This is a genomic window from Pedobacter gandavensis (assembly GCF_014172405.1).
GTDB lineage: Bacteria > Bacteroidota > Bacteroidia > Sphingobacteriales > Sphingobacteriaceae > Pedobacter > Pedobacter gandavensis.
In genome coordinates this window covers 354,301-376,375 of sequence record NZ_WNXC01000002.1, presented here as the reverse complement: position 1 = coordinate 376,375, position 22,075 = coordinate 354,301, and the positions used below count along the sequence as shown (strand labels likewise).

Here is a 22,075-nt window from a genome sequence, read left to right as displayed (position 1 = left end):
GGTTACCTATTGAAATATTTTATCATTTGTTTGGCAGCCACATTTCCTGAAATAATGGATGGTGGAACCCCTGGACCTGGAACAGTAAGTTGTCCGGCATAAAACAAGTTGTTTAGTTTTTTATTCTTTATAGAAGGTTTTAAATGAGCAGTTTGCATCAGGGTATTCGCAAGTCCATAGGCATTCCCCTTATAAGAATTATAATCTTCAATGAATTCACGTACACAATAACTCCTTTTATAATCCAAATGATTGCGGATTTGCGTTCCGGTAAAGGCTTCTAACCGATCCATGATCAGGTCAAAATATTGTTCACGAATGGCTTCTGGATCCGCTACATCAGGAGCCAATGGCATTAAAATAAACAAGTTCTCGTGACCTTCAGGGGCAACATTGGGATCAGTTACACTTGGGCAACAAACATAGAATAGCGGTTTTGAAGGCCATTTTGGTGTTTTGTATATTTCTTGTGCATGTTGTTTTAAATCCTCATCGAAGAATAAGGTGTGATGGTTTAACTGATTTACTCGGGTATTGACGCCGATATAGAAGATTAAAGAGGAGGGAGCAAGTACCCTGTTTTCCCAATATTTTTCGGAATAATTACGATAATTAGGAGGCAATATTTGAGACTCTATATGGTGGTAATCCGCCGCTGCAATGACGCCATCATAATCCTTGCTTCCTATACTCGAATGAACCCCCTTAACTTGTTCTTCCGCAATTTTTAAAGCGGTTACAGGGGCATTTGTATGAAACTTTACACCTTGTTGTTCCGCAACAACTTTCATGGCCTGAATTACTTTTCCAAAACCACCTTTCGGATACCAGCTGCCCAATTTAAGCCCAGCATAGTTCATCATGCTGTATAAAGCAGGAGTTTCTTCAGGCATCGCTCCAAGGAATAATACGGGAAATTCCATCAGAGCAATCAGTCTCGGGTCTTTAAAGTGTTTTTTAACGTGTGTGCTAAAGGAAGTAAATACCTGAAGCTTAAACATCCCTTTGATGAGCTCGGCATCTGCAAATTCCATTAAGGAAATCCCTGGCTTGTAAACAAGTTTTCCGATGCCAATTTTGTATTTGTATTCGGCTTCCTCAAGGAAGCTTTTCAATTTCTCTGCACTACCAGCTTCGATGCGTTCAAATAATTTTAATAATTCCTCGAAATTTGCTGGAATACTCAGCACCTCATTGTTTTTGAAAACAATACTGAATCCAGGATCCAGTAAATCTAACTCATAAAAGTCACTGGCTTTAAACCCAAAATCATTAAAAAATTGCTCAAAAACTTCAGGCATCCAATACCAGCTGGGTCCCATATCGAAAATATACCCATTGTCGGTAATGAGTTGCCGGGCTCTTCCTCCAATGTCTTCATTTTTTTCATAAACATCTACTTCATAACCTTGCTTTGCTAGATAAGCAGCGGCACTAATCCCAGCAAATCCTGAACCTATAATGGCTATTCGGGGCTGTTTTTCATTAAATTTAGTTGACATTCTGATATTGATTAATGGTTTGTTCGAAGCCCTCAATAGATTGAAACCAGTTTATGTTTTCTGCCAATTGTAGCTGAGTAAGGAGTTTGGAATTGCCAGCAAGGTGTATTTTTGAACCGCTGAAATTTTCACTTAATGTGTTTAAATAGGCTTGAGCATCGGTTACCGGTCTGGAACGTACCATAAATAATAAAATATGTTCGGATTGATTGTGAGCCATGGCGTCTTTCAAGGAGTCCATTGGTACCCTTCCTCCAAGGAAAATAACCCGGTGACCAGCGGATTTTAAAAGGTATTGAGCAAAAAGTAAACCGATGTCATGGTCTTCATCCTCCGGTAAAAAGAGTAACCATGAAGCCGTAGTTTTATTTTTAACTTGGATTTTATCTATGGCAACAAATAATTTTTGTCGTATAATATTCGATAAAAAATGCTCCTGAGCTGGGCAAATAGTATCTCTGCGCCACATTAAACCTAATCTTACCAGCAAAGGGTAAAGGACATTTTTGTAAGTACTGGTCATTTCCAGTTCTTCGATGCAGCTGGTAATCAATTGATCAAATTTCAATTCATTGTAAGCTAGTCCATATTTAAGTAGCTGTGAAATGTAATATTCGATTTTGGAATCGGAAGAAATGGTGTAGTCAATTTCTTTTTTTAAAAGCTGATCAATCTGCTGATCCGAAAGTGCACACACTTGGGAGATTTTCATGCCCGATTGGCTCAACCCTACAATATTTAACAGCCTTCGTAAATGCTGGTCATTGTAAAGACGTGTATTTCCCGCTGATCTCATGGGAGTTAAGGCATTATACCTGCGCTCCCAAATTCTAATCGTATCAACGTGAATGCCGCTTAATTGCTCAAGATCAGAAATGGAGTATTTATATTTGTCCATATTTTATCATGTAAAATCTGGACAAATATAACAGGATTTATAATAGTTCAGCTATGTTGCTAACAATAAAGCAGGTTTTTCAACCGTTTGTAAGCTGCTTTTCTAATCTGTTTTGTAGATTTTAGTTTATTTGCTGTCTTTAATGAAGTCGTAATCCACACTTTTCCCATCTCCTGAAATGACTGCTTTTAAATTTTTCCCGTTTCTTTTATAGGTGATTTTCTTAGGGAAATCATGCTTAGGGTTTTCGCAGGTAAAACCATCAGGGCCTAATTCAGTAAGCTTAAAATAAGTGGGTTGCTTTTCGCCACTGACGCTCACGACAAAATATAACGCCTTTTCTTTGAAAGAAAACGTCATGATTTCTTCGAATAAGGTCTCTTTCCCTTTGAGGGTAACCCCTTTTCCAATAAGATTTGAACGGGCATCTTTTTTCCAGGTCTCATAGCCCGACTGTCCGGTTTTGGAGTTGGTACGTATCCATTTACCAGTCAACCATTCTAGTTGCTTAAGTTTTTCTGGATTACTATCCTGACCGTACACGGTGTTTATGAATAGAAATGCAGACATCATCAAAAGTGTTTTTAGTTTTCTCATCGTGTTTTTTTATTTAAAAATAGGAACATCTTTTTGAGCCGTATTGTACAAAACCGACTTGTTAATCTGTTTTCTTTAAAAAGAAGTTGGCCATGTTTTTTTCTTCAAAATAGTAAGTTGAGGGATCCTCTCCAGTGAAAGCTTTGAAGTTCCGGATAAAGTGAGATTGGTCGTAATATCCAGATCTAAACACAATTTCAGACCAGGTACAATCTTTGGTTTTTAGCAATTGAAATATATAGTTAAAGCGTATGATACGAGAATAGTACTTTGGAGAAAGCCCAACATATCTTTTGAATAAACGTTCCAGCTGTCGTTCGCCAACTTGAGCAACATGGAGCATTTCAGCTACAGAAGCCATGCCGTTGCTGCTAAAGATTAAAGATAAGGTGTCTTTGATGGGGTTTTCAGCGGCAGTTGTGCTGCGGGAAATGAAATAATCATCTAAAATTTGTTTCAAATGTTTTTCATCTTTAAAAGGGAATATTTTTTCCTTCAGATTAGCCAATTCAGCATGTGGGAAGGTGTCCAGGTCGACTATCTTATCCAGGTATTGTTGCATATTCAGGGAAAACAATTGAGTAAGTGCTGCTGGCTTCAATTTAATGGCAACAGATGCAGTTGGCCCCGTGTTTTCCAGGTAAAAATAACTGCTGATTTGACCGGCTAACAGATTTGGGCTTTGCAGACACCAACCGTCCTTATTTTTTGATTTATAAACACTCCCATAGTTGAAAATGAGTTCTGTAAAACCATCAGGGATGATTTTCTCTATACTGGGACTTGCTTCATCAGATTGCATAGTCCAATAGCATTCTATCAGTTGATTTAAGTCGGGATGCGGTTCAATTCTACTGAAGTTCATTATGCAAAATAAGAATTATCCCCGATGAAATGTTTTAATATCTGATCTATGAGGTTGATATACTGATCTTTCTTCCATTATACTAGATAAATAATGATAAATTTGCAGTCCATTATTTTTTTGGAAGCAATTTTTAGAATTTAATATGCTCGTTAATAAATCAGGTGAAACCTCAAATAATCTTCGTAAACTTTTCGTTTTATTTCTTGTTTTCACTTTTCTAATTGCCGCAGGATCTTTATTACTGAGGCATTCTATCTTTAAAAAACTCGATACACTTGCAGAAAAATTGCGAGGGCATGCTCAGAGTCAGGAGATTAGTAATATTCTGCTGGATTTAAGTGGAGCGGAAAGTGATTTTCAGCAAGCCATCTTGTATGGAGAGAATCAGAAGCTGGAAGATTATAAAGCTAAACTAGCCCGCACCTTTAATCAGATTGAAGTCATCTTGAAAAAGCATGATCTGGATAGTACTGGTGGCTTATCGGCAAATAAAGAGCAACTGGGAAAAGCATTCAATGACAAACTCCAGATTTCTAAAGAAATTTTTAGCCTCAAACACAATTTCGACTCCTTGCTGCGGATTACAAATATCCAAAGTATGGTTGGGAATCAGGCTCAAGAATTTACTGAAAAATATAAAATCAATTCAAAATTTAAAAGAAGTTCCGGAAAGTCAGATACTTCAATTCGGGTCATCAAGCCAGAACCTAAGAAAAAAGGACTTTTCAAACGACTTCAGGACGCGATAGAAAACAAACAGGAAAGTGCTCAGTCGCTGAAAGTGATTACCGTAAATCGCGAAAAGCAGATTCGCGACTCTATCAATAGGTCTGTCCTTAGAAGGCAAAACGCTACCCAGGTAGATATTCTAAAGAAATTGAATGAGGAAAATGGACGTTTGGCGAAATCGAACCAACAATTGATCTCCGCAAATTTAAGCCTGGTTATTCAATTACATCAATTAGTTCAGGAATTAAAAGATACTTATTTGAATGATTGGGAAAAGGCTAGGACTGAAATGCTCAATCAATACCAATCGGCTACCAATGATATGAATAATTTCACCAGTGTTGCCGTATTGATGATTCTTGTTTTTATCATTTTACTAATCATCTACATCCGAAAAGCAGGTAAATCAGAAGACAACTACATTCGTGAAAACGAACGGGCTGTCGCATTGGCAGAACAAAAATCGGAGATGCTGGCGATCATGAGTCATGAGATTAGAAATCCCTTAACCACCATTACTGGCTTGATCTACCTTTTGAACAGAAGCCCGCTCAATGAGGATCAAAAAAAGAAACTTAACTCGATCAATCTATCTTCAAGTATGCTGATGGATACGATCAATGATATTCTTGATGTCAGCAAAATTGATCACCAAAAAGAAACTGCTTTGAAAATTGTTTCCTTTCAGCCTTGCCTGGAGATTAAAGAAACAATTGCGGCCATGACTTTCATCGCAGAAAGGAAGCAGATCTCTTTATCAGCGGAATTTACCGGAGATGAAGAGACGATGGTGAAAGGTGACCCTTTTAGGTTAAAACAAATCATGCTCAACCTCCTAAACAATGCGGTGAAGTATACTGATCAAGGTGGGGTTGTGGTAAAGGTCGATCTGAATACGGCTGATGAACAGCGCGCAGTATTGAAGGTCAGTATCATTGATACGGGTATCGGTATTCCTAAGGAACAACAGGGGAAACTATTTACCAGGTATTACCAGGCCAACCGTTCCGCCGGAAAACCAGGTACAGGCCTAGGACTTTACATCTGCAAACAGCTTATTGAACTTCAAAATGGACAGATCAGTGTAGAAAGTGATGCAGGTAAAGGATGTCATTTTAAATTTGAAATCCCTTATCAAAAACCAGAATAACAAACAAAGTGCTAATTTTGCTGTTGCTCCTTATATTCTAGGGGCTATTTAGTAACTTTAGATACATTTAAAATATGAAATATGAGATACATTTCGTTGTTACTTCTATTCACTGCAATTTCTTTTTCCGGTTTTTCTCAAACAAGCGATGCGATTTTGGGACAATGGGTTAATTCTTCTGGTGAAGCACACATTGACATTTTTAAAAAAGGCGATCGGTTTTTTGGTAAAATCGTCTGGTTAAAAGAACCAAAAGATGACAAAGGAAATCCTAAACTGGACATAAAAAATCCTGCAGATAATTTGAAAGCAAGACCGGTTCTAGGCCTTGAAATGCTCAAAGACTTTGTTTACGACAAAGGTAAATGGGTAGATGGTACCATCTATGACCCAAAAGTTGGCAAGAATTACAGTTGTAATATGAGCTTAAAAAGTAATGGAGATTTGAATGTAAGAGGTTACATCGGCTTTTCTCTGATAGGTAGAACGGATGTTTGGAAAAGATTTAAATAGATGAGAGGACTTATTTTTTGTTTGTTATTTTTTCCCCTATTTTCATTTTCACAAACTTACGACCTGATACCACTTACTTCCGGAGAGAACACCAGTCTGCGGGGAATGAGCATAGTTTCTGGTCAGGTGGCCTGGGTAAGCGGCAGTAACGGCCATATTGGTAAAACAACTGATGCCGGTAAAACCTGGGAATGGATTAAACCCCTCGGCCATGAAAAACTAGACTTTAGAGATATTGAAGCCTTTGATGCAGATAGAGCTATTGTCGTAAATGCAGGTTCTCCTGCCTATATCCTGCAAACTATTGATGGTGGGAAAACCTGGACTGAACGCTATAAAAATCTGGATTCTGCCATATTTTTAGATGGTATGGGTTTTTGGAATGACCAACGTGGAATTGTTTTTGGCGACCCGATTAATGGTAAGATGCAACTGCTGAGAACAATTGATGCCGGCCTTTCCTGGAGTGATATTTCTGGAAATCTTCAAGCTAAAATGGGTGTTGGTGAAGCCGCTTTTGCAGCAAGCGGAACAACAATTAAAACCATGGGCAACGGAAAAGTATGGATCGCTACCGGAGGAAAAGTTTCTAATATTTATTATTCAAGTAACTTTGGCTCTACCTGGCAAGTTTTTGAATGCCCGATTCTTCAGGGAGAAAATAGCACTGGCCCGTTTTCTATGGACTTTTATGATGATGATCATGGAATTGTAGTAGGAGGGGACTACCTGAAGGATAAGGAAAATGAAAACAATATTTTATTGACCAGTAATGGTGGTAAAACTTGGATCAAACCTGAAAAACCTGTAGATGGTTACCGCTCAGGAGTGGTTTACATCACCGAAAAAACATTGGTGGCTACCGGCAGCTCAGGAACAGATGTTTCTTCTGATGGGGGTAAAAACTGGTATAATATTTCTGTGGTTAGTATGAATGTGATTCAGAAATCAAAAACAGGCGATTTAATCCTCCTTGCAGGTAATAAAGGACAAATCTATAGGTTAACCATAACTCCAAAGTAATTCCATGTTAAGTAAAGTCCACCATATTGCAATTATTTGCAGCGATTATAATGTTTCTAAGATTTTTTATACAGATGTATTGGGATTAACCATTATTCGGGAAGTGTATCGCGCAGAAAGAGATTCTTATAAACTTGATCTTGCTTTGAATGGAGAATATGTGATAGAGCTTTTCTCTTTTCCTAAGCCACCTCAAAGACCTTCAAGGCCAGAGTCACTGGGCTTAAGACACCTCGCTTTTCAAGTCGATGATTTGGAAAATGTGATCCAGGTGCTGAAAGAAAAAGGTGTAGTTTCAGAAGCCATTAGAATTGATGAGTTTACTGGTAAGCGTTTCACCTTTATTGCTGATCCCGATTTATTGCCCATAGAGTTCTATGAAAAATAATATTTTTTAGGGCGCATACAATAATCAGATGATTTAGTCGTCTTATATATGAGAGCGTTAATTTAGATGACGGGGATGTGGCTGGAAGCTATATCCCCGTTTCTTTTTGCACTGATTTTCTCCATGGAAATTAAAAAGAAAAGCCTGCCCACAGGCAAGCTTTTAATGACGTCATGGGCGGATTCGAACCGCCGTAAAAGGTTTTGCAGACCCACACCTAACCACTCGGCCACATGACTAGGTAATAGCGATGAGGCTACAGCAACAAATATATATAAAGTATACCAAAATAGTAGTCTTTATTTTAGAATACTTGCTAATCCTTGTTTTTAGGGTGTATATGCGGTTTTAGGTGTTGATTTTCATGTTGGTAAAGGAAGAGTTACATCATTCCCAATTCAAATTTTGCAGTTTCTGACATCATATCTCTATTCCAGGGTGGATTCCAGGTGACCACTACTGATACCTCGTTCACACCTTCAATCTGTTTCACTTTTTCTTCTACTTCTAAAGGGATGCTTTGTGCGGCCGGGCAACCGGGAGCTGTAAGGGTCATCACAATTTGAACATTATTGAGCGGAGACATAATCTCTGTTTCATAGATTAAGCCAAGTTCATAAATGCTGACCGGTATTTCCGGATCATATATCGTCTGCAAGCAGTCGATTATCTTCTGTTTCAGTGCTTCTTTGTCCATGGTCTATTTTTTTTCAAGCGCATCAATGGATTGATAAGCCAATGCATAATTTTTCATTTGTTTAATCATCGCCAAAAGCCCATTAGACCTGGTTTGAGCGAGATGGCTAAACATGCCGATCTCTTTGATGAATTCTAATTTGGCCTCCAGGATGGCTTTAGTAGGTTGCCCGGATAAGACTTTTATCAGCATGCTGACCAAACCCTTCACAATCATCGCATCGCTATCCGCTTCAAAAAATACTTTCCCATCCCGATAGGTGGCGAGTAACCATACGCTAGACTGACAACCTTTGATCTTATAATCTGTCGTTTTATAAGCTTCCGATAAGGGTGGTAATTGTTTTCCCAAATCAATCAGGTATTCATATTTGTCCTCCCAGTTGTCAAACATGGAAAAATCGGAAATGATTTCTTTTTCTATCTCAGCGATGCTCTTTTGATTCATCAGGATAACATTTTTATTGATTTATATATTCCTGCAATCAGGCTGTCTATCTCTTCTTTCGTATTGTAAATGGCAAAAGAAGCCCTTATCGTGCCAGGAATGCCAAAGCGTTTCATTAAAGGTTGGGTGCAATGGTGACCTGTTCTCAAGGCAATGCCTTGCTGATCCAGTATAATGCCAACGTCATGCGGATGAATGTTTTCGAAGACAAATGAAACCAGACTTACTTTTTCTTTTGCTTGTCCAATGATCTTTAAACCCGGTATACTTTCCAGTTGACTGGTCGCATAATCAAGTAACTCATTTTCATGTTTTCGGATTTGTTCTTTTCCTATGCTTTTGATAAAGTCTAGGGCCGTTTTTAAGACAATGGTATCGGCAATATTGGGTGTTCCAGCCTCATATTTATAGGGAAGATCGTTGTAGGTAGTCAGTTCAAAACTAACTTCTTTGATCATTTCACCTCCACCTTGAAAAACGGGCATCGCCTCCAGTAACTCTTTTTTACCATAAAGAACGCCAATGCCGGTAGGCGCATATAGTTTATGGCCAGAAAAAGCAAAGAAATCACAGTCTAAATCCTGTACATCGATATCGAGGTGTACCGCGGATTGTGCACCATCTACCAATACTTTTGCGCCAAACTGATGTGCCATCGAAATGATCTCTTTCACCGGGTTAACAGTTCCCAAAGCATTTGATACCTGGACTATAGCCACAAGTTTAGTTCGCTCATGGAGTAAATCCCTATACTGTTCCATGGAAAGGGTACCATCATCCAATACAGGAATCACTTTTAATACCGCATTTTTCTCCTGACAAAGGATTTGCCAGGGCACAATATTAGAATGGTGTTCCATTCCGGAGATGAGGATTTCATCGCCGGCTTTGATGTTTTTCCGACCCCAAGTGTAAGCTACCAGGTTAATTCCTTCTGTTGTTCCACGTGTAAAAATAATTTCCTCTACCATCGCAGCACCAATGAACTCCTGAACAGCATGACGGCTCGCTTCGTAAGCCAAAGTCGCTTCTTCTGCCAGGGTATGTATGCCGCGGTGGATATTGGCGTTATACCGACTGTAATAATCGCTTAGCGCGTCAATTACACTTTGTGGCTTTTGGGAGGTCGCTGCATTATCGAAATAAATCAGGTTCTTGCCATTCACTTGTCTGCTTAAAATCGGAAATTGTGCTCTGATCGCATTGTTCTCTGGTGTTTTCATCTTAGGTGCTGGCTAGGTGCGCTAAAATTAATTGTTCAATATGCTTACGTAAAGGTTTCAGCTTGATCTGATCCAAAATGTCAGCTGCAAATCCCCGTAGTAATAAGGATTCCGCCTCTTTTAAAGGGATTCCCCGCGCTCTTAAATAGAACATGGCTTCCTCATCCAGCTGCCCAACAGTACAGCCATGTGAACATTTCACGTCATCAGCAAGAATTTCCAGTTGCGGCTTGGCGTTAATCGTTGCACGGTCAGATAAAATGATGTTCTTGCTGGATTGATAAGCATTTGTTTTCTGAGCATCCCGCTGTACAATGATTCTTCCACTGAAAACTCCGGTCGCAGTATCGTCTGCAATTCCCTTGTAAAGCTGGTTACTAAAACAGTTTGGCCGTTTATTATCAACCAGGGTATGGTGATCTACATGGCTGTTTCCTTTCAAAAGAGACAAGCCGTATAAATGAGTTTCATTGCCTTCAGCCTCTAAAATCAGGTTCAGATTATTGCGGATCACGCCACCATTTAGCGCTATCGTTAGGGTTTGCACATAGCTTTTCCCCAGTTGATGGATTTGGGTGCTGCTCACCTGCGCGGCATTCGGACCATCATTCTGAAGTTTATAATAAGCTAAGTATGCATTTTCCTGCAATACAATTTCCATAACTTCATTGCTAAAACTTTCCATACTGCCCAAGGTGGTATAGGTCTCTATCAGCTGTAGGTTCGTATTTTCCGCTAAATAAACGAGGCTGCGGGGTTGTGATAATACGTTTTCTGTATCCGCATGATTAATGTGGTGTAAGTACAAGGGGAGCGCCAACTGTTTCCCCTTAGGAAGGTAAATGAAAACACCATCCTGTATAAATGCGGTGTTTAGGGCATGCAAACCATCTTTCAGGTATTTACTGCTGCTACCCAAATGTTCGGCTATAATTTTTTGGTATGGCCCTTTTGCCGCTTCCTGCAGGGGTAAAACAACCAGTTCATTTTCAGTAGCGTTGATTTTTGATAAGCCAGCTGCAAATCGCCCATTGATAAAATAAAGCGCATGGGCTTCCTCTTCCCCGGCTAAGTTTAATGCTTGTAGGTCGGAAGGGCTTAGTTTATCTTGGAAATTGTCTTTTGAAAACTGATAATTTTTGTCAAATAAGCTACTGATATTGGTGTATTTCCATTCTTCGAGCTTATAGGTAGGTAGTCCCAATTGATTAAAAGTATCAAAAGCGGTTTTGGTAATTTCCCTGATGGCGGAATCAGGCTCCGCTATATCTTCAAATTGATCTTTAAAATAAGCGATGTTAGTCATGATCTTTTCTTTTACAAATCCGTTTCCTCAGTAATAAAATCATATCCTTTTTCTTCCAGTTCAAGGGCAAGCGCTTTGCTGCCAGACTTCACGATGCGCCCATTGTAAAGCACATGAACAAAGTCTGGCTGGATATAGTCGAGTAAGCGCTGGTAGTGGGTAATCAATAATATCGCCCGGTTCTGATTTCTCAATTGATTGATGCCATTGGCCACAATGCGCAGCGCATCAATGTCCAATCCCGAATCTGTTTCATCAAGTATGGCGAGTTTAGGTTCTAACATGGCCATTTGAAATATTTCATTACGCTTCTTTTCCCCACCAGAAAAGCCTTCATTGATAGAGCGACTTAGTAAGGACTGATCAATCTCTACCAAAGCCATTTTCTCTTTCATGATTTTCAAAAAGGCAAGGGCGTCTAATGGTTCCTTTCCCTGGTATTTGCGCTTCTCATTTACTGCCGCTTTGATGAAATTCGTGGTGCTTACTCCCGGAATTTCTACCGGGTACTGAAAGGCAAGAAATAAACCTGCCCTTGCACGGTCCTCAATAGATAAATCCAATAGGTTCTGATCTAAAAAGGTAACCGTACCTTCAGTTACCTCATATTCTTCTCTTCCTGCAAGTACAGAAGCTAAAGTGCTTTTACCGGAACCATTTGGCCCCATGATGGCATGAACTTCGCCAGCTTTGATATCCAGATTTATTCCTTTTAAGATCTCTTTGCCGTCAATATTTGCGTGTATATTTTTAATAGATAACATCATATTTAAAATTTTTGAGGATTTGAAATTAACCGACACTGCCTTCCATACTGATGGCAAGTAGTTTTTGGGCTTCAATGGCAAACTCCATGGGAAGCTGGTTCATCACTTCTTTGGCAAAGCCATTGACGATGAGCGCCACAGCAGCTTCCGCATCAATACCTCGCTGTCTGCAATAAAACAGTTGATCCTCTCCGATTTTGGAAGTAGTCGCTTCATGCTCTACAATAGCAGTTTTGTTTTTTACTTCGATATAAGGAAAAGTATGGGCGCCGCATTTATCTCCCAACAGGAGGGAGTCGCATTGTGAATAATTACGGGCATTAATGGCCCCCTTAGCAGCGCGAACCAGTCCACGGTAGCTATTCTGACTTTGTCCAGCGGAGATGCCCTTGGATACAATTCGACTTCTCGTATTTTTTCCAAGATGTATCATTTTGGTGCCGGTATCTGCCTGCTGATGGTGATTGGTAAATGCTACAGAATAAAATTCTCCAATCGTGTGGTCTCCTTTGAGGATCACACTAGGGTATTTCCAGGTGATGGCTGAGCCCGTTTCTACTTGTGTCCAGGAAATCTTCGCATAGTCTTCCAGACAAATACCACGTTTGGTAACGAAGTTATAAATCCCCCCATTTCCTTCCTTATCGCCAGGATACCAGTTTTGAACAGTAGAATACTTGATTTCTGCTTTTTTCATCGCAACGAGTTCTACCACCGCTGCATGAAGCTGGTTTTCATCCCGCATCGGTGCAGTACAGCCTTCCAGGTAACTTACATAACTTTCTTCTTCAGCAATGATCAAAGTCCTTTCAAACTGACCAGAGTTTTCAGCGTTGATCCGGAAATAAGTAGACAGCTCCATCGGACATCGTACACCTTTTGGAATGTAGCAGAAAGAGCCATCAGTAAAGACTGCAGAATTTAAAGCCGCAAAGTAATTGTCTGTCATAGGGACTACCGAACCCAGGTATTTCTTCACCAATTCCGGATGCTTTTGAATAGCTTCGCTGATGGAACAAAAAATGACCCCGATTTCGGACAATTGTTCTTTAAAAGAGGTCGCAATGGATACGCTATCCATCACCACATCAACCGCAACTCCGGTTAGTCTCTTTTGCTCATTCAAGGAGATGCCTAGTTTTTCAAAAGTACGCAGGAGTTCCGGGTCAACCTCTTCCAAGCTGTTGAGCTGCTCTTTTTGCTTAGGCGCAGCATAATAAATAATGTCCTGATAATTAATAGGAGGGTGTTTGATATTGGCCCATGTCGGCTCCACCAGTTTTAGCCAGTAAGCATAAGCCTTTAGTCGCCAGGCAAGCATCCATTCCGGCTCGTTCTTTTTTTTAGAAATGAGCTCAATAACGCCCTCATTTAATCCCTTAGGGATGGTATCTGTATCAATGTTTGTAACAAAGCCGTACTTGTAGTCGTTTAGTGCGGATTGCTCCAACATATCCAAATCTTCATTCATGATATCGGTCTTTAATGTTATATCACAATAACTGTACCTTATAAAGGTACGAGTAAGCTGTGGTTAGTACAAAAAAGTATAAACAGGTAAATGTAAGATTTATAGCGATTTGTGAGCAATTAAGGAGGTTGAAGCTTTGCCCTTTCTATGAAAATGATACAAGAACAAAGCCCCATAATTTGTAGGTTTTATGGGGCTTTGCATGAACTGGTTATTTTCTGAAAATACTTACTCCTGGTCCGCAATCAATACACCGGAAACATTCCATGAGCTAAAACTTGTGCCTTCTGGTTTTCCTAGCGGTATCGCCACCTGTAGCTTGTGTTTGCCTGGTGTTAGGTTTTCTAATGGGATCTCCACAGGAAGTGTCAGCGTCCCTGGACACCAGTTTGAGCGACTTAAATCCGAAGAAGAAAGACCATTTCCGAAATTACCAGAAGAAGGATTACTAAAACGATAGGTCGCACAATCTTCTCTCCATGGAATGAAATGATAAACTCGCTTACCATCTACAAAAATCTCATTCATTTTCGGAACGAATTCATCTCCTTTGCCCCAGCCTCCATGGCCCGTGGTGAGGTACCTTAACCTTGGGTTTTTCAGACCCGCCGGAACATCAATAGTTACGGTCAGGGAATCTTTATCAAACATGGTTCCGTACTCTTGTCCGGCCATCTCCATCAAATTGGTGGTGTTAAATACAGGCAGGATAAAAGATTTCTTTTCTTGCTCTTTTTCACCGTCATATCCTGGATAGTAATTCAGGTTTAAGCTTACCGTGTGACCGCCTTTATCATAGTTTCCAATAAATACACCAATCCAAACTTCCCCCTGTAACCTTGGCGAAAGCACTGTAATGTCTTGTTTATAAATGACTGAATCTGCCCAGTTGTAACCCTTTATCTTGGCCTGCTCATTAAAATGTTTCACGCCAAAGGAAGTGAAAAAGCGCATCAGTTCTAATGGAGGAAGGTAATTGTCCGTAGCGACTACCCCTTGGTATTTCTTCCCATTGCGGGAGTTGTAAACTGGTAGGTGCTGCAATCCGTTCTGTAGAGCAGTAAGGAAAGAAACTGATTTGTCTACTGGAATCATAAATACCGATCCCGTTCTATCATAAGCATCACCATTGGAATTCTGGATCAATTCAGCAAATACAGACTGTCCTGCTTTAACAGCCGGAAGCTTTACCTTTTTAAGGATTACAGTACCGCCAGAAAAATGATAAGTTACATTGCTTTGATCAGCAGCTGGATTCTCTATTTTGTTTCCAAAACTGATCTTTTCTTTATGGAAGATGTTGACTGTTTGATAGCGACTTTCAATGATCTGACGTTGGTAAGCAGCCTCGTCAAGGAGCGTACCCCATTGTGTTGGCCAGGCCAGTTCATCAGCTTTCACTTTGCGGTAATCAATTTTTTTCGCATAAGTTTCTGTATTCCCATTGCGAATGGTTTTGAGTACAAGGCCTAAACCGGGTGTAATGGTCAGGTCCGGTGTACCCTTAATTTTTAAGTCCTTAGTATACCAGATTTCAATGGTATTGGAACGGATGAAAACTTTAGCTTTCTGACATGGAATACCCATTATAGTATCTACACCAGCGATTAACTCTGCTTTTGCATATTCAGAAAAAGGCTTTTTTAACGTATATATACTTCCAGTACTTTGAAGTACCTGATAAGTAGCCGCCTCCGAAAATTGCAGGAATTGTTCTTGCTTGGCCTGGCGATCCTGACCGGCGATCCTTGCCTGAGCACCTTTTATATAGAGCTTCTTCTCTCCGCCAGTTTCTTTACCGTTGCTGCGGGAACCATAAGTGATTACCGCTTCGGTAGCGGAGGTGTTTTTTTGTGCAATTGATGCGCTGCCCATAAAGAGCATTGCGATACAAAATAAATGGGTTTTCATAGGTGTTAAAGCTAAGAATTATTATGATAATGGATAGGAAAGGCAGGAGGGAAATTTCTAATGCGCAGGATCTGAATGCAACATAAACCTAAAGAATAAGCCGTACATTTGAATGGTTAACAATCTGTAATTCTGTACATTCTCCGCTGATGATAGAAATTTTTAATGATATCAGAAAACTTTATCAATTTATGCCTCCTTGTCCGGATCTGGCTGATGATATCGAATTCTATTCGGAGACCTGAGGAATCAAGTTGTAGAAAGAAATAACCTGCCATCAGACAATATATTTACCGTTAAATTTCATCCCGGAGGGTTTGAAGCCATCTTTGGCTTCAGCCAACATAAAATAGGAGATCAAGTCATTCCGCTTGCCGACTTAATTCCGATGGCTATTCTAAACCGGTTAAAGTCAGGCGCTAACTTCGAAGATAGAGTGCAACTGCTCCGGGAGTTTTTTTTAGAAAAGCAAAGACAACAAAAAGAACTCCAACACCTCAAAGTGATCAGGCAAGCCATCCATGCATTTGATGCCTTAAAACCTGGGGAAGGCAATCGCTTCATCGCAAATGATTTATGTCTGACCAATAAAACATTTTATCGACATTTTACAGCAGCAGTGGGCGCTAATCCTAAAACCTATATGATGGTAAATCGTGCCAGGAAGGCCCTGACTTCCTATTTTCTTGACCCTAAGGCCTTTTCTGCCTATCAATATGGGTATTATGACCCAGGTCATTTCTATAAAGATGTCCTAAAATTCACAGGTCAGAAATTGTCTGCTTTCAAATGATAAATTGTCCTTTTTTTACTTTTTTCGGAAGATTGGATTTATTTATTTTATAAAAAACACATACATGAAAAATTCTGGAATGAGAACCTTCCTATCCTTGGCGATTCTATTTCTCTGTTTCGGAAAGGCCATCGGACAGAAATACATACCTACAATTGAGCAAGGGCCTGCTATGATCAAATATGATCCCAAGCTGATTGTTAAATCAGGATACCTCGTGGTTCCGGAAGATAGAAAATCAATAGCAAGCAGGAAGATCAAAATTCCTTTTGTTTTCTTTAGAAAACCTGGCTCAGCAGAAAAAAAAGGGGTAACGCTTTTTTCTACCGGTGGGCCAGGCTATAGCACCATAGCGAATATAGACAGTATAGGTTATGACTCCGGGCTTTTAAAATATGGAGGTTTTATTGTTTTTGATCAGCGTGGAACGAAACGCTCAAGTACTTGTCTGGATTGTCCCGAAATAGATACCGCAATTAAGATCAGTTACAAAAGAAACCTGCCCCAAAAAACACTTGTTTTAGAAGCAGTTAAAAAATGTCGGGAGAAGCTATTGGCTCAGGGAATTAACCTGTCCGCATACAATACGATAGAAAGTGCTAAAGACATCAATGACTTGCGCCTGGCTTTACAGCTAGACTCACTAAACCTGGTCGGTATTTCTTACAGCGGAGGTCTGATGCTTACCGTAGCCAGAAACCATCCGGAAGGAGTCCGCGCATTGATCCTGAATTCTCCACTTCCTGCTTATGTCAATTATGAAGAACATGCTTTATTCAATATCAATGAAGCGCTTAACCAGGTTTTTGAAAATTGTCTGGCAGATTCTTCGGGCAATGAAGTCTATAAAGACCTCAAATCCCGTTTCCAGCAATATTTTACTTCGATTACGGGAAAAAAATTTAGCATTGCTTACCTGGAGAAAGGCACAAAGGATAGTCTGAAAATCAATTACGGGAAATCAGAATTGCTGGATGTAATCATAAATCATTTGAATACAAGTCAGGTTAAATCTGTACCCTTTATCATGAATGAACTGATCAAGGGAAAACATCATGATTATGTGCGGGAAGTGATGGACGGCTATTTCTCTGGCGACGATAAATTGTCAAGGGGGATGCGGTATTCCGTTTATTGTACCGAACAGATCGCTTATTCAAATGAAAAGTTGATCCAGGAACAAGAATTGATCATGCCCTGGCTTTCTGGTTATGTTTTTAATAATGTAGATCATGAGATTTGCAATTGTTGGAAGGTAACACCGGAGCCTGCAGCAGCTAAATTACCACTATATTCCAGTATCCCCGTATTGATGTCAGCTGGGGATATCGATCCCTGGTGTCGTCCATTCTACAATCAATTGATCAAACGTTATATGCCCAATAGTCAGCTACTGGTTTTTCACAACCGTGGGCATCTATCGGGATTTGGTTTTCAGGGAACAGATTTTTTGCAGCTGTTCATGGAATATCCTTATCGAAAAATTGTTTCGCCAAGCAATCAGGTGAAGGTAGAATAGTTTTATAAGTTTATTTAATTATAGAAATTTTATATTATTACTCTTTTATCTTTATTTTTAAACAAATTGTAAAGATGAAGTCCATACTCAAATCCATATTTTTTATTTTACTTATTACGTTGGTAACTGAAGCCCGGGCACAGTTTCAGGTCAATGTGAGTGTGGATACGGTACATAACCCAGTGAACAAGCAAATAATTGCGGTACTCGAAGATTATTTTAAGGTGGCAAGAAAGGATTCGCTTGCTCAGAAGTTCTGGATAGAGGATGAAGTTCGAATGCTGAAAACCTTCGATTTGCTCAAGGATATTTATAGCTATACCAGATCAAAAGATTGTATCATTTTAGGAATAGCCAAAGAAAAGGAAGATGTCTTCAGAATAAAGTTGATGCATGAAAGTATTGGAACAGATGGGAAAAAGACAGTTTATTTTATTTGTAGCTATATCTTTTACAAGAATGGAGATAGCTACCGCATCGGAAATGCTTTGTTTTGGCAGTTAAAGGCAGATCAATACCAACAACTAGCATCAAAGAATATCATCTATCATTTTCCCAGAAATAGCCAGTTACCAGCACAAAACATCAAATTAGCCAATCGGCTGTTAGACAATCTACAGACTTTTTTAGGCAAGAAACTGGATAAAAAAATAGACTTTTATTCGGCAGAGGATTGTGTTAATCTTTACAGATTAAGGGGATTTGATTATTATCCTGGAACGATGTCATCTGTAACTAAGCATGGCTGCGGCTACACAGATGCTCGAAATTACCTGATGTATGGGAATAATTCCGGCTATCAAAAACATGAGCTTTTGAGATCCGTTCTAATCCTTTGTCCAGATGGTGCTGCGGTGTTAAAAGATGGACTGGTAAACCTATGCGGTGGAAGCATTGGGAAGCCTACAGCCTACCACATCAAGAAACTGTTACCTTATTTAAGAAATAACCCCGGTGTTTTTAAAAATATTGACGATTTCTATTTTTTTGACGAGGAGACAGTACCTTCCTTTGTTTTTAATGCCGTTTTGGTTCACTATATATTGAAAAAAGATGGGCCTGAAAAATTGAAGTCTTTATTGAAGGATCCGACATTGAAATACGCAACACTGCCAGAATTGTTGGAACAACTTTATCAGATCAAAGATCTCTCGGGATTTTTCCTAACGGAAATGGCTAAATATGAAGATGGCAATAAGAAACTGGAATTTGAGACTTTGCTGGATTAAACTCAGCAGGGGGGTAAAAAAAAAGCCTCTTTACGGGCTGTAAAGAGGCAATGTACTCAGAGCGGGAATCGAACCCGCACGACTTTTAAGGTCACAGGATTTTAAGTCCTGCGTGTCTACCAGTTCCACCATCTGAGCAGGTGTTAAACCTTTTAATTAAATATCTTCTATCTGGAAGATATTAGAGCGAAAGACGAGATTCGAACTCGCGACCCCGACCTTGGCAAGGTCGTGCTCTACCAACTGAGCTACTTTCGCGTTGATGACGATACGAAGATAGGTATTGTTTTGACTTTTTTATACTCCTCCCTGAAGATTTCACCGAATGCGCTGGATTTCAAGTAGAAAAAAATTATTTATTTTTTCTGCTTGCCTATTTTTAGGAAGAAATATCGATTTTATACCCTTTAGCTAGCTTTTTGTCAGCCTGACGGTGCTTGTTTTTTAGAAGAAAATAGATTCTGATCATTATATATGATTGGATTTTCAGCTTTTAATGCGGAAAATTTGAAAATAGGTAGAAAAAAAAGGGATTAGACCAAGGGTATGTACAACGAATGATTTTGGGCTAAAAACAGAAAAGCCTTCCGAATGGAAGGCTTTTGAGCGAAAGACGAGATTCGAACTCGCGACCCCGACCTTGGCAAGGTCGTGCTCTACCAACTGAGCTACTTTCGCTGTTAACGTGCCACGAAGATAGGGATAGTTTTCATTTTTCCACAATGTCTTTTTAGAATTTAATCGAAGCAGCTGGAATTCAAGGATTAAAATTTTAATTGATAGCCAATAGGGGATCTGTTTTTATCCTTTCCTTTATTTCGAAGCGGTTCTAAATGCAATGAGGTAGGGATTTATCGGGCTGAAATTGGTATTCATAAACCGTTCGGTTAAGAGTAATTCGTAATCTTTACCCGGTAAAAGTGCTACCCCAATCGTGATAGACCTGCCATCTTCGGAGAATCCGACTACATTTTGTACACTTAATACCTTATCTCTCCCCGCTGAGGGCCCAAAATCAAAGCCTCTGCTTTCTTTATTCATTGGCGTAGAAAATTCAATAGTCAGCTGTGTGATGGAAGGGTCAACATCGTCAGTATGGTTTTTCAGCTGTTTGATGCCAATTACGCGAGGAATGTTGCGTTTATATTCATTCTGCATGTTTTGTACAGATTCAGAAAAGTATCCGGATTGATCTACAAATTTTGCCAATGCATTGCTATCGTTGTAATCCAATTCTATCATTTTTTTTATCGCCAGTCTTTTGTTAATCGCTTTTTCATAATACTTTTCACAGATGGCATAGCCAACATAGTATCCTAAGTCCCGTATTCCAAATTGATTTTTTGCACTGTTATATAACCAGAAGCCGTTAGAAGCATTGAACATTTGTAAGGAGAATGCAGCTTTAATTTTCCCTTCATTGGCTTTCCCATAAGCTATCGCTGGGGATGGAGAAGGTTTTCCTGTTGCCTTTACCGCTAAAAACTCTGCCACACCCTCCATCGTGCATTGTGCAAGCAGGTTGTTTGCAATCGTAGTTTTCTGTTGGGTATGGACATATTCATGAACATTTAAAAATCCAAGGTCTTGGATGGGATTGCTGTCGAAAAATGTCTTAAGATGTCGGTATTCCGAAGGAAACTCCTTTGTCTCCATAGACTGATCTGCCATCGCCAATTCCGCGCCAATCAGTACCTTCCCATTCAATGTGGTTCCATTGGTTCTCAATGCGCCAATCGTAAAATAAACATCGGCAGGCTTTAGTTCAGGATATAATTTCTTCATTCTAGCCACATCTGTGGCAATTACTTTCGCATAGTCTTTCGCCTTCAGCGTATTTTTTCTAACGGAATTCCAAAATAGGGGATACTTGTTGATGGCATCAATATAAGATTTAGCAGTATAGTCCCGAGCCTCCATAATCGCTTTTAAACCTGGAGATCCTTTTTTCAGGTAGAGCTGATTTAAATAATTGTATTGCGCTGCGCTGTCTTTACTACTGCTGATCTTATCGTAAGCAAGCCAAAAGTTATCAATATCAGTCGTGATAAAACCAGGAGCTTTTTGCTGTGCAGTTGCTGCTATGGAGCAACAGAAAATAATGATGAATAATGTGCCTAAGATTTTCATAACCTAAAGGACGCACACTTTTTTGAAATGTTTCGGTTTTTTGTAAAAAAAAACCTCTCTACTTTCGTAAAGAGGTTTTGTACTCAGAGCGGGAATCGAACCCGCACGACTTTTAAGGTCACAGGATTTTAAGTCCTGCGTGTCTACCAGTTCCACCATCTGAGCAGGTTTTAAACCTGTGGTAAATAGCTTCAAAATTCTGAAGTTATTTAGAGCGAAAGACGAGATTCGAACTCGCGACCCCGACCTTGGCAAGGTCGTGCTCTACCAACTGAGCTACTTTCGCATGGATTTTATTTTAACATCATCCGATGTTCCCATTTCTTAAAGTGTATTTCGTAATACCCTTTGTTTCGTTTGGGAATGCAAATATAGGGACTTTTATTTATCTGTCAAGTTTTTTTTATAAATAATTTCAGTGTTTAGTATAAATCATTGTCTTTCAATACTTCCATGATCAAATTATTTTCAAAACCCTTCGTCATCAGGTAGGTGATCAGCTTATTTCTCCTTTTATAAGGATCACTTTCTTTGATTAAACCCGACTTTTTCTCCGCAGAAACCAAGATTGCTTTTAAATAATCATCATAATCAATCGTATTTAGAGCCTTTAAAATCATTTTTTCCGGAACCTTTTTTAATTTCAGTGCCTGCTTGATCTTGATTTTACCCCATTTCTTGATGTTAAACTTACCGGAAACATAAGCCTGGGCAAATCTTTCTTCATTTAAATAGTTGGTCGTAATGAGTTCGGAAATGTTGTCCTCCACCTCGTCTGGCCTTAATCCCCATTCATAAAGCTTATTTCTAACTTCCTGCTGCGCACGTTCCTGATAAGCGCAATAATGCTCCGCTTTGAATAAAGCGGTTTTCTTATCGTATTTGACGGTTTTTTTTTCTGAATTTTCCAATGG

The 22,075-nt window shown here is 39.5% G+C and carries 20 protein-coding genes and 6 tRNA genes; 7 read left to right on the top strand and 19 right to left on the bottom strand.

Features of this window, described 5'->3' with window-relative positions:
- Nucleotides 1-2 precede the first annotated feature (2 nt).
- The 4 genes from GM920_RS09495 to GM920_RS09480 form a co-directional block, all read right to left on the bottom strand.
- Nucleotides 3-1,502, bottom strand: a complete 1,500-nt coding sequence (locus GM920_RS09495; protein ID WP_182956228.1) for a phytoene desaturase family protein — start codon at nucleotides 1,500-1,502, stop codon at nucleotides 3-5.
- On the bottom strand, nucleotides 1,492-2,400 hold the full coding sequence (locus GM920_RS09490) for a MerR family transcriptional regulator (protein ID WP_182956225.1): 909 nt from the start codon (nucleotides 2,398-2,400) through the stop codon (nucleotides 1,492-1,494). The genes GM920_RS09495 and GM920_RS09490 overlap by 11 nt, the downstream gene beginning before the upstream one ends.
- Before the next feature lie 126 nt (nucleotides 2,401-2,526).
- A complete protein-coding gene (locus GM920_RS09485; protein WP_182956222.1) occupies nucleotides 2,527-2,997 on the bottom strand; it encodes a DUF6265 family protein in 471 nt (156 codons plus the stop codon).
- 61 nt (nucleotides 2,998-3,058) lie between these two features.
- Nucleotides 3,059-3,862 (bottom strand): helix-turn-helix domain-containing protein, encoded by an 804-nt coding sequence (locus GM920_RS09480; RefSeq protein WP_182956220.1) that lies wholly within the window; start codon nucleotides 3,860-3,862, stop codon nucleotides 3,059-3,061.
- Between the two features lie 145 nt (nucleotides 3,863-4,007).
- Here GM920_RS09480 and GM920_RS09475 point away from each other — a divergent pair, with 145 nt between their 5' ends.
- The 4 genes from GM920_RS09475 (at nucleotide 4,008) to gloA2 (ending at nucleotide 7,668) form a co-directional block, all read left to right on the top strand.
- Nucleotides 4,008-5,744: a sensor histidine kinase gene (locus GM920_RS09475; RefSeq protein WP_182956217.1), complete on the top strand. Its 1,737-nt coding sequence runs from the start codon at nucleotides 4,008-4,010 to the stop codon at nucleotides 5,742-5,744.
- An 81-nt stretch (nucleotides 5,745-5,825) separates the two neighbouring features.
- On the top strand, nucleotides 5,826-6,257 hold the full coding sequence (locus GM920_RS09470; RefSeq protein ID WP_182956214.1) for a DUF2147 domain-containing protein: 432 nt from the start codon (nucleotides 5,826-5,828) through the stop codon (nucleotides 6,255-6,257).
- Nucleotides 6,258-7,280, top strand: coding sequence for a WD40/YVTN/BNR-like repeat-containing protein (locus GM920_RS09465; protein ID WP_182956211.1), 1,023 nt, complete (start codon nucleotides 6,258-6,260; stop codon nucleotides 7,278-7,280).
- Nucleotides 7,281-7,284: 4 nt separating this feature from the next.
- Entirely contained in the window at nucleotides 7,285-7,668 is a 384-nt protein-coding gene (gloA2, locus tag GM920_RS09460) for an SMU1112c/YaeR family gloxylase I-like metalloprotein (RefSeq protein ID WP_182956208.1), read from the top strand.
- Nucleotides 7,669-7,836: 168 nt separating this feature from the next.
- Here the strand turns inward: gloA2 and GM920_RS09455 are convergent.
- The 8 genes from GM920_RS09455 to GM920_RS09420 form a co-directional block, all read right to left on the bottom strand.
- Nucleotides 7,837-7,907: transfer RNA gene (locus tag GM920_RS09455), tRNA-Cys, on the bottom strand.
- 143 nt (nucleotides 7,908-8,050) lie between these two features.
- Nucleotides 8,051-8,365, bottom strand: a complete 315-nt coding sequence (locus GM920_RS09450; protein ID WP_182956205.1) for an iron-sulfur cluster assembly protein — start codon at nucleotides 8,363-8,365, stop codon at nucleotides 8,051-8,053.
- Between the two features lie 3 nt (nucleotides 8,366-8,368).
- Nucleotides 8,369-8,812, bottom strand: coding sequence for a SufE family protein (locus GM920_RS09445; RefSeq protein ID WP_182956202.1), 444 nt, complete (start codon nucleotides 8,810-8,812; stop codon nucleotides 8,369-8,371).
- On the bottom strand, nucleotides 8,812-10,035 hold the full coding sequence (locus tag GM920_RS09440) for a cysteine desulfurase (protein ID WP_182956199.1): 1,224 nt from the start codon (nucleotides 10,033-10,035) through the stop codon (nucleotides 8,812-8,814). The genes GM920_RS09445 and GM920_RS09440 overlap by 1 nt, the downstream gene beginning before the upstream one ends.
- A 1-nt stretch (nucleotide 10,036) precedes the next feature.
- A complete protein-coding gene (gene sufD, locus GM920_RS09435; protein WP_182956197.1) occupies nucleotides 10,037-11,341 on the bottom strand; it encodes a Fe-S cluster assembly protein SufD in 1,305 nt (434 codons plus the stop codon).
- Between the two features lie 11 nt (nucleotides 11,342-11,352).
- Nucleotides 11,353-12,108: a Fe-S cluster assembly ATPase SufC gene (gene sufC / locus GM920_RS09430; RefSeq protein ID WP_449581074.1), complete on the bottom strand. Its 756-nt coding sequence runs from the start codon at nucleotides 12,106-12,108 to the stop codon at nucleotides 11,353-11,355.
- Between the two features lie 25 nt (nucleotides 12,109-12,133).
- Complete coding sequence (gene sufB / locus GM920_RS09425; protein ID WP_182956194.1) at nucleotides 12,134-13,579, bottom strand: Fe-S cluster assembly protein SufB; 1,446 nt, start codon at nucleotides 13,577-13,579, stop codon at nucleotides 12,134-12,136.
- Between the two features lie 228 nt (nucleotides 13,580-13,807).
- Nucleotides 13,808-15,490, bottom strand: coding sequence for a PNGase F N-terminal domain-containing protein (locus GM920_RS09420; RefSeq protein ID WP_182956191.1), 1,683 nt, complete (start codon nucleotides 15,488-15,490; stop codon nucleotides 13,808-13,810).
- A gap of 388 nt (nucleotides 15,491-15,878) precedes the next feature.
- Between GM920_RS09420 and GM920_RS09415 the strand changes: the two genes are divergently transcribed.
- The 3 genes from GM920_RS09415 to GM920_RS09405 all read left to right on the top strand — a co-directional run bounded on the left by GM920_RS09415 (nucleotide 15,879) and on the right by GM920_RS09405 (nucleotide 19,031).
- Nucleotides 15,879-16,283: a helix-turn-helix domain-containing protein gene (locus GM920_RS09415; RefSeq protein WP_182956188.1), complete on the top strand. Its 405-nt coding sequence runs from the start codon at nucleotides 15,879-15,881 to the stop codon at nucleotides 16,281-16,283.
- Between the two features lie 64 nt (nucleotides 16,284-16,347).
- Nucleotides 16,348-17,802 carry an alpha/beta fold hydrolase gene (locus tag GM920_RS09410; RefSeq protein WP_182956185.1) on the top strand — a complete coding sequence of 485 codons (1,455 nt, stop codon included), beginning with the start codon at nucleotides 16,348-16,350 and terminating at the stop codon, nucleotides 17,800-17,802.
- 74 nt (nucleotides 17,803-17,876) lie between these two features.
- Nucleotides 17,877-19,031, top strand: a complete 1,155-nt coding sequence (locus GM920_RS09405) for a hypothetical protein (protein ID WP_182956182.1) — start codon at nucleotides 17,877-17,879, stop codon at nucleotides 19,029-19,031.
- Between the two features lie 53 nt (nucleotides 19,032-19,084).
- On the opposite strand, the gene GM920_RS09400 is transcribed toward GM920_RS09405, so the two are convergent.
- The 7 genes from GM920_RS09400 to GM920_RS09370 form a co-directional block, all read right to left on the bottom strand.
- Nucleotides 19,085-19,169, bottom strand: a tRNA-Leu gene (locus GM920_RS09400).
- Between the two features lie 47 nt (nucleotides 19,170-19,216).
- Nucleotides 19,217-19,289 (bottom strand) — tRNA-Gly (locus tag GM920_RS09395).
- A gap of 347 nt (nucleotides 19,290-19,636) precedes the next feature.
- Nucleotides 19,637-19,709, bottom strand: a tRNA-Gly gene (locus GM920_RS09390).
- Nucleotides 19,710-19,844: 135 nt separating this feature from the next.
- Nucleotides 19,845-21,161 carry a hypothetical protein gene (locus GM920_RS09385; RefSeq protein ID WP_182956180.1) on the bottom strand — a complete coding sequence of 439 codons (1,317 nt, stop codon included), beginning with the start codon at nucleotides 21,159-21,161 and terminating at the stop codon, nucleotides 19,845-19,847.
- Between the two features lie 80 nt (nucleotides 21,162-21,241).
- Nucleotides 21,242-21,326 (bottom strand) — tRNA-Leu (locus tag GM920_RS09380).
- Nucleotides 21,327-21,374: 48 nt separating this feature from the next.
- Nucleotides 21,375-21,447 (bottom strand) — tRNA-Gly (locus GM920_RS09375).
- Nucleotides 21,448-21,583: 136 nt separating this feature from the next.
- On the bottom strand, nucleotides 21,584-22,072 hold the full coding sequence (locus tag GM920_RS09370) for a regulatory protein RecX (RefSeq protein ID WP_182956177.1): 489 nt from the start codon (nucleotides 22,070-22,072) through the stop codon (nucleotides 21,584-21,586).
- Nucleotides 22,073-22,075 lie beyond the last annotated feature (3 nt).